The sequence below is a fragment of the Paenibacillus sp. ClWae2A genome, from assembly GCF_032452295.1.
Taxonomy (GTDB): domain Bacteria; phylum Bacillota; class Bacilli; order Paenibacillales; family Paenibacillaceae; genus Paenibacillus.
Genome location: NZ_JAULSQ010000001.1, coordinates 626,589 through 643,683 on the forward strand (window position 1 = coordinate 626,589; position 17,095 = coordinate 643,683).

9 protein-coding genes are annotated in these 17,095 nt (G+C 44.6%); all 9 read left to right on the top strand.

Features of this window, described 5'->3' with window-relative positions:
• Positions 1-8: 8 nt before the first annotated feature.
• The 9 genes from QVE09_RS02555 to QVE09_RS02595 all read left to right on the top strand — a co-directional run bounded on the left by QVE09_RS02555 (position 9) and on the right by QVE09_RS02595 (position 17,047).
• Positions 9-956, top strand: a complete 948-nt coding sequence (locus QVE09_RS02555; RefSeq protein WP_315935536.1) for an ABC transporter permease — start codon at positions 9-11, stop codon at positions 954-956.
• A 13-nt stretch (positions 957-969) separates the two neighbouring features.
• The gene (locus QVE09_RS02560; protein ID WP_017688329.1) at positions 970-1,839 is read left to right on the top strand and encodes a carbohydrate ABC transporter permease; all 870 of its coding nucleotides are present in this window, start codon (positions 970-972) and stop codon (positions 1,837-1,839) included.
• Between the two features lie 64 nt (positions 1,840-1,903).
• The gene (locus tag QVE09_RS02565) at positions 1,904-3,490 is read left to right on the top strand and encodes an extracellular solute-binding protein (protein ID WP_315935537.1); all 1,587 of its coding nucleotides are present in this window, start codon (positions 1,904-1,906) and stop codon (positions 3,488-3,490) included.
• Between the two features lie 92 nt (positions 3,491-3,582).
• Positions 3,583-5,307: a sensor histidine kinase gene (locus tag QVE09_RS02570; protein WP_315935538.1), complete on the top strand. Its 1,725-nt coding sequence runs from the start codon at positions 3,583-3,585 to the stop codon at positions 5,305-5,307.
• A gap of 17 nt (positions 5,308-5,324) precedes the next feature.
• Positions 5,325-6,932 (top strand): response regulator transcription factor, encoded by a 1,608-nt coding sequence (locus QVE09_RS02575; RefSeq protein ID WP_315935539.1) that lies wholly within the window; start codon positions 5,325-5,327, stop codon positions 6,930-6,932.
• Positions 6,933-7,043: 111 nt separating this feature from the next.
• On the top strand, positions 7,044-9,260 hold the full coding sequence (locus tag QVE09_RS02580) for an FAD-dependent oxidoreductase (protein WP_315935540.1): 2,217 nt from the start codon (positions 7,044-7,046) through the stop codon (positions 9,258-9,260).
• Positions 9,261-9,277: 17 nt separating this feature from the next.
• A complete protein-coding gene (locus QVE09_RS02585; protein WP_315935541.1) occupies positions 9,278-10,486 on the top strand; it encodes an SGNH/GDSL hydrolase family protein in 1,209 nt (402 codons plus the stop codon).
• Between the two features lie 269 nt (positions 10,487-10,755).
• The gene (locus QVE09_RS02590) at positions 10,756-15,828 is read left to right on the top strand and encodes a golvesin C-terminal-like domain-containing protein (RefSeq protein WP_315935542.1); all 5,073 of its coding nucleotides are present in this window, start codon (positions 10,756-10,758) and stop codon (positions 15,826-15,828) included.
• A gap of 328 nt (positions 15,829-16,156) precedes the next feature.
• A complete protein-coding gene (locus QVE09_RS02595; RefSeq protein WP_315935543.1) occupies positions 16,157-17,047 on the top strand; it encodes a cation diffusion facilitator family transporter in 891 nt (296 codons plus the stop codon).
• The last annotated feature ends 48 nt before the right edge of the window (positions 17,048-17,095 follow it).

The following is a 17,095-nucleotide window of genomic DNA, read 5'->3' on the forward strand; positions in this document are numbered from 1 at the left end:
GTGATGAAATGCAAGCAAAGTTGGCAGCGGACGCCATTCCCATCTCCACAAAGCGAAAGTCATGGATAAGGACGATACAAAAGTATAAAGTGATGTATGCTCTCTTATTACCAGCCTTAATTTACTTTGCGGTATTCAAATACATTCCTATGGCGGGAATCATGATTGCTTTTAAAAACTACAACCTGGCTCTGGGACTATGGGATAGCCCATGGGTGGGATTCAAAAATTTTACGGATTTTATGAACGGCGTTTATTTCTGGGACATCATGAAAAATACGATCATCATATCGTTGTATAAGCTATTGTTCGGTTTCTCCGCGCCCATCGTACTTGCATTACTCCTCAATGAAGTGTATAGCCAATGGTTTAAGAAAATTGTACAGACAATCACTTATTTACCTCATTTTCTATCATGGGTCATTGTGTATGGAATTATGGTAGCATTACTAGCCCCAGGCGATGGTCTCTTTAACATGATTTTGAAAGATTTTAGTGTTGAACCCATCTCGTTTCTAACGGAACCTGCCTGGGGCAGAATGCTGATCATCTTATCTGAAGTATGGAAGGATATTGGATGGGGGGCGATTTTGTACCTTGCCGCCTTGGCAGGAATAGATCCGAGCTTATATGAAGCGGCTCGAATAGATGGTGCTTCCAAATGGAGACAGCTCTGGCATATCACTTTACCTGGCATTCGAGGCGTCATTATTCTGATGCTGATTCTTAAATTAAGCCATATCCTAGATGCGGGTTTTGACCAAATATTCATGTTTGCCAACACCTTTAACCAGGAGAAGATCGATATTATCGACACATGGGTATACCGGGAAGGGTTGGAACGTCTTAAGATTGGCTTGGCTACTGCTGTAGGATTGTTTAAAGCTGTCATCGGATTTGCTTTAGTATTGGCAGCGAATAAGCTCGCCAAAAAATTCGATGGGCAAATCTGGTGAGGTGGTCTTTAGAATGATCCATTTGACAATCGGGGAAAAAGTCTGGCAAACCGTCGTTTATGTAATTCTTATTCTGTTATCCCTACTGTGCGTGCTGCCCTTCCTATATGTGGTTGCTGTCTCCGTAACGCCAGAATCGGAAGTATTAAGAAGAGGGATTGTCATTATTCCAGAATCCTTTACCTTTCTGGCCTATAAAGAAGTATTCATCTCGCATGGGATCTGGCAGGCGTATAAAATTACGTTATTTCGAACGATTGTAGGCACTGCGTTAAATGTGTTTTTTACGGTCATCGCGGCCTACCCGTTATCCAAAAAATATTTGCCCGGAAGAAGTCCGTTTTTACTCTTCATTGTGTTTACCATGATGTTCAGTGGGGGGTTAATTCCGACTTATCTACTAATTCGCTCTCTGGGGTTGCTAAACAGTCCATGGGTATTGATTATTCCAAATCTTATTAGTGCATTTAATCTGGTGATCATTAAAGGCTTTTTTGAGCAATTGCCTGGTGAAATTGAGGAATCAGCGAGGGTAGACGGTGCCAGTGAGCTTCAGACGTTATGGCGGATCATTTTACCCCTGTCCCTACCCGTACTTTCTACCATTTCCCTATTTTACGCAGTCGGGCATTGGAACAGTTATTTTGATGCCATTGTATATATCAATGATTCCAACTACATGCCACTTCAAGTGATTTTGCGCAACATCCTGCTTAACGTCGCAACTCAAAGCGCTGATTCGCTCGCCAATTCCGGCGCTGTCAGTACGTTCGCTGTGCAAATGGCTACAGTTGTTGTAACTACGGTCCCGATTTTGATCGTTTATCCATTTTTGCAAAAGCATTTTACCAAAGGTGTACTGCTGGGATCCGTTAAAGGTTAAAAGGTGTTCCAACTAACTTATTACGGGGAAACCGTGATAATATACAAGCAAAGGAGAGGTCAATATGCAGCGTAAAAAGATTTCATTTGCTATCCTGTCGGCAATCTTAGGACTTGGAACGCTACTGTCAGGATGTGGGGGAAATGAAGAAGTTACATCGACAACTTCGGGTAATTCGCAAGGACAGTCTGGCCAGTTTACAACCAAAATGAAAATCTCAATGTTTAACCAAGGCACTTTCAACGCTGCTGCTCCGGTACCTCCACGGGATGAAGATATTCAACGCCAAATGTTGGAAGAAGAGATGAACATCGACTTGGATATGATGATTCCTCAAGCGGGTCAAGCAACAACCAAACTGAATACACTCATTGCAGGCGGGGATATTCCAGACTTGATCTTCTTGAAGAGCCGTGCTGATCTTGCGCAATATTACGACCAAGGTGTGCTTGCGGATTTGACACCTTATCTGGATCAGTTTCCTGAATTACAGAAACGGTTTGGCAATGACTCCTGGGAGGCGATGTCCTATCAAGGGAAAACGATCGGAGTTCCAGGCTATGATAATGTAAACGGTATCAGTCGTAGCTTCTTCATCCGTAACGATTGGCTGAAAAAGCTGAATATGGATGTGCCAACGACACCTGATGAGTTGTTCGAAGTTATGAAAGCCTTTACAGAGAAAGATCCGGACGGTAATGGCAAAAACGATACGTACGGATTCATCGGCGGTATGAATAAAGAAGGCAATCTGCAAACCTACGGCTTTGATAGCTTGATGTGGATGTTTGGCGTTAATCCTCCTTCGGCCGTTGAGATAAAAGATAATGAACCGGTATTCCTGTTTATCGATCCTAAAATGAAAGAGGCACTTGCCTACATTAATAAAATGATGGCAGCCAAAGTCGTAGACCCGGACTGGGTGACGATGAATTCACCTGATCTGTTGGACCAAAAGATGTTTAAGGGTAAAGTTGGCTTCATGATCAGAGATGCTCGCAGGCTTGAACCGGATTATCAGCAGAAAATGAAAGAAATTAGTGGAGAGGTGCCGGAATGGATCGTTATTCCTCCAATGAAAGGTCCTTACGGGGATCAGATTGTAGAGAGAAAATCATTCCAAGGCAATTCATGGGCCATATCTGCGAAAGCGGACGAGGACAAAATCATTCGCATCTTGTCCATGCTGAATTATCTCTTTACGGATGAAGAAGCTTATCCGAATTTTGCATACGGAATCAAAGGGATTCATTGGGATGTAGTAGATGGCAAGATCAAAAATAAAACCTCCGAGTTATCGAAGGAAATGAAAGAGAAGTACCTGTGGGTCGATCATTATAGAATGCCGCGGCGTGGTGATGATGCGGAGTACTTCAGCTTCCAGAATCCGAAGACGGCGGAAGCTTTCAAGAACAATCAGCAATATGTGGGGCCAACGCTGCCCGGAAATTTATTGACCCCTGACCCAAGCGATACCTTGGATGCTGACCGCACACGTTTCATCAATGAAAACTTAGTTAAATTTATGACGGGCAAAGAGCCTCTTTCTAACTGGGACAATTTCCTCCAAACGCTGGATACCAAGTTTGACATGCAGAAATATAAAGAAACAGCAATCCAGCAATTTAAAGAAGCCGGCCTTATCAAGTAAAAATAACGAAGAGAGAGTGGCTATTCCTAGCCCCTCTCTTTATTAGCATATGCTATTCTTAGTTTAAAACGGAACTAAAAGGAAGATGATCGATGCGAAGAAGAATCAGCTTGCCTTTAAAATTATTTTTTATCGTATTTGCCTTTGTATTAGGCTGCATCATCTTGATAAGCCAATTGTCTTATCGCTATGTCCAAAAGGAAATAAGAACCAATGACATTTTTTACACCAATCAAATACTAGACAAGGTAGACCAGTATTTCACCGTTAACTTTTCTTCCTTCCAAACGATCCTTTTCTCAGTTGAAACTTCGGTGAAAGCCAACATTAACAATACCGAAGTGATTAAAGAGCAATTAAGAGAGCTGTATGAACTCAACAGTAGTTATGTTAGTAATATTTATTTGATCAAAAGCGATTTATCCATTCTAGGCGGAAGTGCACCTACACGAATATTCGATGAACCTTTATCGGAAAGGGAGCCTTTGTATGATGCGGCTGACAAAAATAGAAGGACTACCTTTGTTAGTGAACCTTACAAATCGAAGTATTCCGGCTGGACCGTTACGATGGTTCGATATCTGAACGGTGCTCCGTTTCCTATGGCCATTGCGGTTGATCTGGATCTAAATGCCATTGAAGAAACCTTGTTCAAGATTAATAAACAGGAACAAATGAATCTGGCTCTAATCACCGCGTCAGGGAAGATCATTGCCGGATTTTCTGAAAATAAAGGACCCATGAGTATTCAAGATCATACGTTTTCGATTGGAGAGACGTCAGCGGAAGAAATTTTGGATACGTCAGAAACAAACCTTCAACTGCATACAAAGGATGGTATTCCCGTCTCCCTTTTGAAGAAACCAACGGAGAAATTCAACTGGACCATTGTCTCCGTTAATGATGAATCACGTTTGAAAGCAGCTTTATCCAGATTGGAAACCTATTATATCGAGCTTCTGGCTGCAGGTCTTCTGTTAAGTTTGTTCATTTCTTTTTTGGTTGCCAAATATATAAGAAAACCACTCTATACACTCAAAACAAAAATGAAACAGGTCGAACAAGGCATCCTCACAACGACAGTAACAATTAACCGAAACGATGAGTTTGGAGATCTTTCACGCGCATTTGATCGGATGTTACAGCAAATTGTTGAGTTGATTCGCCGAGCCGAGCTTCATAATGAACTTGAGCGGAAGCTGGAAATTCAGGTGTTACAGTCTCAAATAAACCCACATTTTCTGTATAACACACTTGGTTCAATCAGCAATGTTATACGTCTCGGACAGATAGAGAAAGTCGATGTAGTGATCGGGTCGCTCATTTCATTATTGGAATACGGGATAGACGATGCTTCTGAGAAGGTGTCCCTACGTCAAGAATTACGTAATGTAGCGGACTATATCGAGATCCAGAACATTCGGTATAACCGAAACTTCAATTTGATTGAAGATATTGAAGCAGGGTTACTTGATTTTCCAGTTTTCCGAATGCTGCTGCAGCCTCTTGTGGAGAATAGTATCTTCCATGGTTACAACGGTGGGGGAATTGAGGGCCCTATTACGATTCATGCCTACAGGGAGGATGGCATCGTCATCATTGAAGTTGTTGACCAAGGTGAGGGAATTCCGGCCGATAAAATAAAGCATATTTTAATCTCAGAACCGAGTGAAGAGGAAGTAAAAAGAAAAAGAATCGGGCTGAATAATATTCAGGGTCGAATAAGACTTCACTACGGAGATCAATTCGGGCTGGATATCATTAGCATACCTAAGGAAATAACCCGTGTACGCGCTGTATTCCCGGCAGAATTGTAAAAAGGAGATGCATTATAATGAGAGACTATACCTGCTTCATTGTTGACGATGAAGACCTGATCATTCAACGATTGGAATTGTTTTTTAATGAACTCTCTCATAGGGATAAGCGATTTGTTCTAGTGGGAAAAGCAAATAATGGGCTGAATGGGATCGAGGAGATCATCAAACTTAAGCCGGACATCGTCATATCCGATATCGTTATGCCGCGAATGGACGGGATCTCCATGATTGAGCAGCTCAAGGCGGAGCTCCCCCATACCCAATACATACTTCTGACCGCCTATTCATCTTTTGAATACGCTCAGCGAGCAATTCAAGCCAATGTATTAGAGTACATTGTAAAGGTTCCGCTGAGGGAAGCGGATTTGAATCGAGCGTTGGATAAGGCAGCCGGAATTTTAAATGAGTTTGAGAAAAAAGAGGCGGAGTTTCACTCGTTAAACGTATCCGTGCTTGAAAATAAATACAGAGTCCGCAAGCAATTTTTTAACGAATTGATCCGAGGTGAAATTCCTTCTCATCGGGCATCGGATTTTGCTAATCGCATGCAGTTTCATTTCTTTCAAGCCAACTATTGCTGCTTCGTCGTTGAGATGAATACGTATGAAAGTTTCCGAAACGAATACGCTGCCGCTGATCAAAACATCTTGAAATATGCGATTACGAATATCATCGAAGAAACGGTGATGAGTGGTGGCCGTGGTGTAGCTGCGGATCTGTCTGATAATCGTTTTATTGGCTTTTTATCCTGGGAAAATAACCGCAGTGATATGGAAACGGAATATGCTTGCCTATCCTTGGGAGGGCAGATCATCACTCATTTGCATCAATATGTGAATCAAAGGGTATCCGTCGCTTTTGGAGGTCCACACCGAGGCTGGGAATCGATCAAACAAGCCTACACAGAAGCTAAAAATGTGAGTGAGGATTTCTACTATTATACCGAAAAAGTAGTGAAAACTCCGATGCATCGGTTCCAGTACCATAATGACAAAAAGGCAGACTTTCAGCAAAAGGTGAATGATTTTCTTATACGGCTGAAACGAAAGATTTCCAAGGAAGAGCTGGACAATGCACTTGCCGAACTGTTGCAATTTGTTTCGGACCATAAAATCCACAAATCCATCATGGCGCCCATGATTAGAGACTTGTACAGAGAGATTACCTTAAAGTTTAAATCGGGTAACAAGTTGACCACGGAAGTAGCAGAATTCCCTATGGAATATATGGCATTTCAAGAGCAGCTCGCCTATATTGGCGACTTCACATTCGAATACGTGCATGCAGGCCAACGATTGCATCGTGCAGAAATCATGAGTGCTATTCATTTTATAGAGAAAAACCTGAAACAGCGATTAACGTTGGAGGCAATTGCGGAGGAAGTGAATCTAGCACCCTCGTATTTTAGCAGCTTATTCAAAAAAACAATGAACGAAGGCGTGATCAGCTACATCAACCGTAAAAAAATCAACCTCGCTCTCGAGTTGTTAAATGTCCGGGATTATTCTTTATTGGAATTGTGCGAGGAAGTAGGCATTGTCAATGAAGGTTACTTTTGCAAACTTTTTAAAGAATACACCGGTGATACACCTAAGCAATACCGGATCAAAATGACACGATAGGAATTCCAATAAGGATGCAAAAAATGTATGATTTTTTCGTGAAATCCTGTAAAAAAACAGGGGCCAAAACCATTACCATGATAGGAGCATCTAATCATGGAGGTTATCAAAATGGAGTCTATAAAAGCTGATGTAACCGTCGTAGGTGGAGGTATTGCAGGGATATGCGCTGCCATTGCAGCAGCACGCCAAGGTCTGCAGGTTTCACTTATTAATGATCGGCCGGTTCTAGGGGGAAATGCGAGCAGCGAGGTCAGAGTGCATATCAACGGGTCGGCTTATCTCGGAAACAGTCCATCCTACTATGCTCGAGAGGGCGGGTTGATAGAAGAACTGAAGCTGAAGATATTTCATTACAATCCGTTATACAACAAGAAGCTGATGCTTTCACTTTCCGATACAGTCTTACTCGACATGGTTTATGATGAGCCCAACATTTCTCTATTCCTGAACACTTGCGTTCATGAAACGGGTATGGAGAACGGCAGAATCCAATGGGTGGAGGGCCTTCAATTGGCTTCCGAGAGAAAATTTCGTTTTGAAAGCCCAACCTACATCGATTGCTCCGGGGATGGAATTGTTGGATACCAAGCAGGCGCTCACTTCCGATGGGGAAGAGAAGCGAAGCATGAATACAAAGAGGAGCTGGCTCCTGAAGTGGCGGATCATTACACGATGGGTGATACGATTCTGTTTCAAGCCCGTGACGTAGACTATCCCGTTCCTTACAAAAGGCCTGGCTTTGCGTATGATATTACGAAATTGGAGTTTTTCGATAGTATCAGAAAAGGATTAAACCATCGATCTTTTCCAAGGAAAATCAACGGGCTTGGCGGATTGTGGTGGCTGGAATACGGCGGACATATGGATATTATCAAGAATAATGAAGACATTGCATTGGAACTGCGGAAATTGGTGTACGGGATATGGGATTATATCAAAAATAGTGGCGAGTTTGATGATGTAGACAATCTCATTTTGGATTATGTATGCCCAATTCCGGGAAAGCGGGAGTCGAGACGGTTTATAGGGGAACACATGCTGTCTCAGAATGATCTTACAGCAAAGACTCATTTCGAAGATGCTGTATCCGTCGGAGGCTGGTATATGGATCTGCATGCGAATAAAGGCATCTACGATGAGGGACCGGCTACCGCGTGGAACTTTGTGCCGGGATTGTATAATATCCCGTTTCGCAGCTTATTTTCACGCAATATTCCAAATCTCATGTTTGCTGGACGCAATATAAGCGCTACCCATGTGGCTTTTGGGTCTACAAGGGTGATGGCAACCTGTGGCTGTATGGGGCAGGCGGTAGGAACGGCTGCTGCGTTATGCGTAAAATATGATACAGACCCCGCGGACATCGTCAAAGCGCATATGGATGAGCTTCAGGCACAGCTGCTTCGAGACGGACAAACGATTGTAGGGCTTCAAGAGCCGTTGGATCCTTATTTTGCTGACGGATTGACCATTCGTGCCTCGTCCCAGCGAAGCTATGGACATCTGCATCCAACCGAAGAGATCTCCTTGGAGCAAGCGTTATGTTTGGTCTTGCCCATCCAGACATCCGTAGCTGAAAGTGTGCAGATCAAAATTAAAAATAGATCCGAGCATTCCGAAACGTTGCAAGTGAAGCTGTTTGGCGGGGATCGGAAGGAAAACTATATTCCCACCAGCGAGCTGAAAGGCTACAACTTGGTGATTTCAGCGGGGCACGATGACTGGATTACACTGGACCTCAGCTGCAAGAAGCCAGAAGACGACAAAATCTACATCGTATTGGAAGGTACGGCGGACCTTTCTGTATATGGCAATGAAGAAAATATGACAGGAGCGGTGAGCTTCTATTATAAGCCGGAAGAGCCGCCCAGACTGAAGAAGCTTAATAAGAGCATTTGCTTCAAGGATCTGATACCATCCCAGGATATGTATAATCCCGCGAATGTCGTCAACGGCTTCTCCAGACCTTATGGTCTGCCAAACGGCTGGATTTCGGAACGTAGGGAAGGACAGGAATGGTTGGAATTTGGTTTTGCAGGCCCCAAGAATATGGATGAAATCCATATTGTCTTCAATTCACAGCTGAATTTGGAGCATTTCGACGATCCAATCGAGCCACTGATCCAGGATTATGATATGACCTTAACGTTAGAGGACGGAAGTGAAAGTGAAATTAAAGTCCGCGGGAATTATCTTTCGTTAAATAAACATCAGGTGCATGCACAAGGTGTAACCCAAATCCGGTTTGATTTTTGTGCAACGTATGGTTCGCCTTATTATGAAGTGTTTGCTGTAAAACTTTTTGCTCCTAAAAACGCTAAGTGAGGGCGGGTGAAGTCGAGATGAAGGAATTTTTCCCTCGAAGAGGGCTGCCTAATGTCATTCAGAAGTTAGAAAATGGGGAAACAGTGACCATCGTTTATTTTGGAGGAAGTAATACACGTTCGAAAGGATATAGGGTCATGACGGCGGATTGGCTGCGAGGGCAATATCCCCATGCGGATATCCGCGCTGTGAACGCAGGCATTGATGGGACAGGATCGGACCTCGGCTGCGCCCGTTTGGAGACAGATGTACTGCGTCATCACCCTGATCTCATATTTGTTGAATTTGTTGGCAACGATGGCGGAGTGCCCGAATCCAAGGCGCGGATCGAAGGCATTGTCCGACAGATTCGCAAGCGCAGCCGGTTTACCGATATCCTGTTTGTATATACGGTTAAGGAGCGGGATTTGACCTCATTTCAATCCGGCGAATACCAGAAGGGCGCTCTTATGCAAGAGGAAGTCGCCGACTATTACGGCATTCCTTCGATTCATCTGGGCGTGGCGGTCAGTCAATTGGTTTCGGATGGAAAGCTTATTTTTACTTCAAGGGCAGACGTGTCCATCCCCGGAGCCGTTATTTTCACGCATGATTCGATCCATCCAACGATTCCCGAAGGACATCAGATTTACACAGATACAATCACCCGCTCATTTGAGAAAATGAGCGAACTTCAAGATCACCCGGGAAAAGGGGAACATCATTTGCCACAAAACACTTTGGTACCGGCCAATCCTTGGGAGTATGCAACCATGCAGCCACTGGATCATCTTACTCATTTTTCACCAGGATGGTCTTACATGACCCCCGATGATTTTCCTTTAGTGCGCGAGTACGATTGGTTGTTCCCCGGTCTGTGGCGAGCAGTTGATGCCGGAGAGACGATCACAGTGGAGTTTGAGGGAACACACATCGGCTTATTTGATATCGGGGGGCCGGATTCTGGCAGATTGAAGGTGTCGGTGGATGGAGGGGAACCCTTTCTTATCGATCGATTCACACCCTATAACGATCATAATCGAAATCAATATGTTTTCTTGCCGGAGCTACCGAATGGGAAACATACCGTTCGCTTCGAGATCGATCACGAAAAGACTGACAAAGCGGCGGTGTTTGAAGCTAGTGGCAATGAACGAAGTATGGCGCATATTCGGCAGCATCCAGCTTGGTATGATCAAACGGTCATTCAGCTTGGAAAGTTGTTATTGGTGCAGCCGCCATTATAATTGATTGGTTCACTTGGAACACTTGGAAGACCTATATTCTATCTGACTGCAACTGAGCAATCAATTAGGATGTAGGTTTCTTTTTTTACTTAAAATCGTATAAGAAATTCTTAAAATGAAAGAAATTTCACCGTGATGTAACATGCTAAGATAAAAACGACAGAGCGGGATTAGGCAGAAGGCTAAGGTTAATTGCTTTTTCAATCATTCGAGCAAAAGGCAATGCATTTATGGAAGCGTTATCATTAATAGGAGAGGCTGTGAATTGTATGGCCAAAAGGAAGCTGTTTTTTTTCATCGTTTTCATGTTGACGATCGTAGTTCCTTTCAGCCTGATCGGAATAAGGACCGCTTATGCGGAGACCTTACCTTATCAGACCATTATTATCGATGACGGGAGTATCAAGATCAATGATGTTGTAACACCTGATGCGGATAACGAGAACAATGGATATTCGGCTCCTAATTGGACCACAAGCACAGGGGTGAAAGGGTATGATCTTTCCAGCACCAAATATACGAGTACAGCAGGCAGAACAATCACATGGAATCCACGCTTGGAAGCAGGCACAGCGAAAATTTCGTTCTATAAGCTGGATTGGGCAGATAAAGCAGATAGCAATGTGAAAATTGAGATTGTTCATAATGGGACAACCGATGTAGTCTTTATGGATCTAAGACCCTCATCTGGCGCGCCAGCGGGTTGGGTTGATTTGGGAGAGTACTATTTTTCCGGAGTTGGCGAAGAATTTGTTCGATTAACCCGGTCTACCGGCACCACGAACACGATCCTTACACGTGCTGATGCGGTCAAGTTCGAAGGAAATATTGAGCAAAAAGAGCCACATAAGACGATCATCATTGATGATGGAAGTCTCACGATTGATCATGTCGTCACTGTTGATGCAGGTAATGCCAATAACGGATTCTCCGCTCCGTATTGGACCACAAGCGCGGGAGTGAAGGGATACAATAATTCCAGTTCCAAATATACGGATGCAGTAGGTAGAACGATCACCTGGAATCCGCGCTTGGAAGCAGGGACAGCGAGAATATCGTTCTATAAGCTGGATTGGGCGGACAAAGCAGATAGCAATGTGAAGATTGAAATTGTTCATAACGGGATTACGGATGTGAAGTTTCTGGATTTAAGACCTTCGTCAGGTCCATCAACCGGGTGGGTTGATTTGGGGGAGTATGAGTTTAGTGGGGAAGATAGCGAATTTGTCAGGCTGACTCGAACGCAACCCTCTACGGGTACAATTATTACACGGGCTGATGCCGTCAAGTTCGAGGGGAATATCAGACAGCAAGCACCACCGTTGCCCCCGCTCCGGAGCCGCACATTAACGAATCTCAGTTACACCGAAAAAGGCACCATCGAAAATGCTAACTATAAGGCGACCTTCTATGAGGCAGCATGGGATGGAGGCAAATCCATCGTTCGTGACATGTTCTACAAGAACACGGACACGGGGAACTGGGTTCCAATAAATAATGAATCGGAAAGACTTGAGGAACAATGGGTTTTATTGGACGGGAATGCGGGAAGCCGGACCAATTACTATGATACGATGAACAAACGCTGGATTACATTCGACGGGGTCCATTTTCCCGACAGCCACACGGCGGTATTAACCGATTCTACGCATGGCAGTGATTACGATTTTGAAGTGAACTGGTCCATGGCAGGGGATAAACCGGATGTCTCTTTTGCCTTTACGCCTCGCCGCGACGGCAATTATGTGATTGGATATCAGTCCTTCACAACAGAGGCAATCTCGGGCATCAATGAAGTGTTAAATGGATTCAGGTCACATGCCAAAATGGTAGGTACGGTGGAATCAACAAGTTTAAGAGAGTTGAGCGCTCCGATGAGCCTGGTTGAGAAAAATGATGGTGCAGGAAATCCATTGACGTATGGCGTATTTGTACCTTCGGCAGAGCTTCCGGTTGAATTTGAACCGAAGGGAGGCGTTACGAAACAACGGCTTGGCATGAGCCTGGTCAACAACGAAGGCAGCGTGCAGCCAATCCTGTATGCGCCTCAATTAGGGACTTATTCGCAAATGACCGCAGAAAACACGTATCAATTTCATTTGGGGCTAATCGCTCAAAAAAGCAATCTATATGAGTCCTACGTGGATATTCTTCGCAATGAGTACGATTATTCGGCATACCGGGAAAATGTGTCAGATCAGTCGCTTACTGACGCGATGTTTAATATGATCGATTTGCTTAAGATAGAGCCGCAAGGAGACGACTCTGTTAATTATGTCCCATCACCCAGCGGGTGGTGGAGCCGTGCCAAGGGTTTTATTGATATCGAAAACGAGGATAGCGTCCGAACAAGCTCAAATGCGGTTCTTTTGGCAGCTTACTATTTGACTGGGGATGACCAGCTTTACGATACGAGAGCACTACCGTCCATCCAGTATGGCGTATCGCGAAATGGTATCGGTTGGTCGCCAACGCAGAAGAAAGTATACGGTGTGCCTTCGTTATGGAAAATGGCTACTCTGCCGTTTGATGTTTCAAGTGTAGCTGCTGTCAACCAAATGATGGGCACTTCGGCAGGCATTGGTGCACTCGCTCAGGAAGAGTACCTTGTGCGTGACCCGGATCAGAAAGACCGGGGTCCTGTCATTCAGCCCCTGATGATGTATCGGATGACGGGAGATGCACAGTATTTGCAAGCTGCGAAGGATGCAGCCGACAGTTATATCACGCAACATATCGATACGCCAGCATCCGTCGATGTGAGTAAAAATGAGTTCATTTATTATTATAGCAAGCTGTGGATGGAGATCTTGGAGCTTTATGAGGAAACTCAGGATCCCAAATACTTGAATGCTGCTTATAAGGAAGCCAAACGGTATGCAACCATGTTTGTTGCTCGCCCAGTTCCTGAAGGTAACGTTACGATTCCGCAGCCGGAGACATATAATTATGCGGAGTCGTTCCATTGGCCGGAAAGTGGTAAATTTCAATATCCTAGGCTCAAGCTTCCCGAAGATATTGCCGGAGGTGTTCAAGCGGAGCGTTGGCTTGTCTCACCGAGCGGATTGACGTTTGAAGCAGGAAGTACAACTGGCTATTATCGGATGAATGCTCAGGAAGCTCCGTTCATGCTGAGATTGTCGCTCTATACAGGGGATGAACTGCTGCAGGATATTGCTCATAATGCGGTTATTGGACGATATTCCAGTTATCCAGGTTATTATTATAAAGGCTTTGCCGTTAGCCAACTTGAACCGGATTTTCCTCTGGAAGGCCCAAGCGGGGCTACATCCATCTATTATCACCATATCCCGGGGCAGCTGGGGCAAACGATGGATTATTTGATCAGCGAACAATCATTAAAATCAAACGGGAGCATTACGTTTCCTTCCGTTTTTGAAACGAATTTTTTATGGTTCAAATATCACCTCTATGGGAATAAACCAGGTCAATTTTATGGTAACTCCAACGTTTGGCTATGGATGCCCAAGGGGATTATTAAGACCAATCATCCTCAATTAAACTGGATAACGGGTGAGAGCGGTGATAAATTCTACATCGGGTTAAGCAACGCATCTTCAGAAGAAGTTCAGACTCCAATTGAATTAAATGAACAAATCATTGGATTCAACCCGGCACAAGACTACACCGTAACGATCATCCGTGACAATGGTACACCAGAGCAAACGGTAATGAGTGGTGGAATCATTCAAGCTACTGTTTCAGGCAAGGGAATCACTGCGATCATTGTAGAAGGACTCGATATTGATGTGCCGCTACATCAGGTCAGAACGGCTGAACCATCGGATGCCAGTTATTACTTTGATAAACACAGTCCAATTGATGCGGTTAAAGGCATGCTGATCGTTAAGCCTGACGAAACGGTTTATGATGCTTATGTGCAGGCCAAAACAACGAAACCAGCGACAATCCATTATTCATTGGATGGCGGAGCTACGTATACGACTATACCCGATACGATATACCCGATGGAATGGTCTATACGGGTGAATGATTTATCCCAAACTTTCACGTATTACGTGGAATCGGAGGGGAAACAGACCCGTAAGCGGACACTCTATCTGCCGGATCAGGTATCGGAAACTCCAGTTCAACCCGATGGGCAGGATAGTTCAACCATCATTGTGGATAATACGGAGGCGGAGACAGAAGGCGTCTGGATAAGGGATACGACGGCTAACGATTATTATTATGATAACTATGTGTATGCCAAATCTACGACCGGCACAGCGGCAAGCAAAATGAGATGGCGGCCTGAGCTGCCGGAAAGTGTCACTTACAGTGTGTATTACAAGATTCCGCAAATCACTGCTGCGAGTGAAAATTGGGCAACAAACGCCTCATTTACCGTTTATCATAGCGGCGGCTCCGAGACGGTGACAGTTGATGAGACAACAGCGCATGGTACTTGGGTGCACCTAGGGGATTATCCTTTTGCTGCAGGCGATAGCGGGTACGTGGAATTAACCAATAAGGCCAACAAGTCCAGAGTCGTTGCCGATGCAATCATGTGGGTGGACCCAAACAGGGTACCGCAATTGGAGTCTGCTGTGATCCTGTCCGATCGGAACGAACTGCAGATGACTCAAACCGCACAACTGAGCGTAACCGGTTATTTGGATAACGGTTTGGTCGGTGATCTTACACAGGCCGATGTGCAGTATTTCGTTAATCGTACGGATCTTGCCGAAGTGGATAACAATGGGTTGTTGACCCTTCTTAATCTCGATGGGGACACGGATCATATTGAGGTATGGGCTACTGTCACGATTGATGGAGTGACGTTAACCACACCGCCATTGAACATTACGATCAGGGACCTAACGGTTATCGTGGACAGTACAGATACAACTGGGTTATACACGACAGAAGGGTCATGGAGCCAAAGCAATTTAGCCGGATACAAAATTGGGGTTAAATCCCGTTACTCAACAGTTCAAGGATCATCCGCGACGTGGAAAGGTCAGTTTCCAGAGGGAAAATATACGGTCTCGATCTACAAACTCGTCCATACAACGGCAAACGATAACAATGTCAAAGTGGAAGTGAAGCATAAGACGGGTACCGAGGTCACCTATATCGATGCAACGGTCGGCTCGTCAGGTTGGGTTAATCTGGGGACGTTTGACTTTACGGGTGACGGCAGCGAGTATGTCCGGTTAACCAGGGTTACTCCTACAACGGTAGACCCGCCAACACTTCCTGCGGATATGATCTATACGAGGGTTGACGCCGTTATGTTCGAACGGCATTCCGATGATTCGGAGCTGCTTGCTAATGAGGCACCAGATGAACCGACACTTCCTGAACAAGAGCAGTGAATTATGAATGGAAGTGGAACAACGACAAATGATGTTATACAAATGAGTGTAAAATAACGCTAAGAGCCGAGTGGATCAAAACGATCCAATTGGCTCTTTTTGTCTAGATAAGAAAGTGTGGTTACAAGGAAGGCAGGCAGGTGGTCACCTTCCTCTTACCCATTAACCACTTAAGTTTGCCAAATCCAACTTTTTTGGATTCTCGTAAAAAAATTGCCGCTTACAGATTATGTTTCGTCACACTCAAAACGTTTCTCTAGACCCACACAAATCTTCAATGATACCATCATACACGTGCTAGAAATGAAGATTGCAGGAGGATATCATTGTGGATCAACTAAAATACGATAATCTAAAGCTGGGGGAGCGCGGAGCTATTATCAGCATTATCGCCTACATATGTTTGACCGTATTAAAACTGGTCATTGGCAATATGGCCGGATCAGAAGCACTTAAGGCGGACGGATTAAACAATGCCACCGATATTGTGGCATCCATTGCCGTACTAATCGGTTTGAAGCTTGCCCAACGTCCAGCCGACAAAGATCATACATACGGTCACTGGAGAGCAGAGACCGTTGCGTCACTTGTTGCCTCTTTCATTATGATGGCAGTAGGTTTACAAGTACTGTTTGAAGCCATTGGTTCTGTGTTTCAGGGTACACATGAATCTCCGGATATCATCGCCGCTTACACAGGCATTTTCTGCGCAGTTATCATGTATCTGGTCTATCGCTACAACAAGAGACTTGCTACTCGTATTAAAAGTCAGGCAGTCATGGCTGCAGCTCGAGATAATATCTCCGATGCCTGGGTGAGCACCGGTACGGTCATTGGGATCGTGGGTTCCCAGTTCGGCCTCCCATGGCTGGACCCTGTAACGGCTGTCATCGTAGGTTTCCTCATCTGCAAAACCGCTTGGGACATTTTCAAGGAAGCCACACATCATCTGACGGATGGTTTTGATGTTGAACTGATTCAGGAGTACAAAAAGACGATTGCCGGAATTGACAGCGTAGAGACGGTTAAAGACGTGAGAGCGCGGAACTATGGCAATAACGTTGTAGTAGACGTTGTCATAACAGTTGATGCTGAGCTGGATCTTCAACAAGCACACGATATCTGTACAGACGTGGAGAACGAGTTGATGGAGGAGCATGACGTGTACACTGTTCACGTTCATGTGGAACCGGATATATTGAAAGAATGCATTGGATAACAAGAATATAGAAGAGAGACTCGTCAAAAAAACCAGTGAGCTTTACTT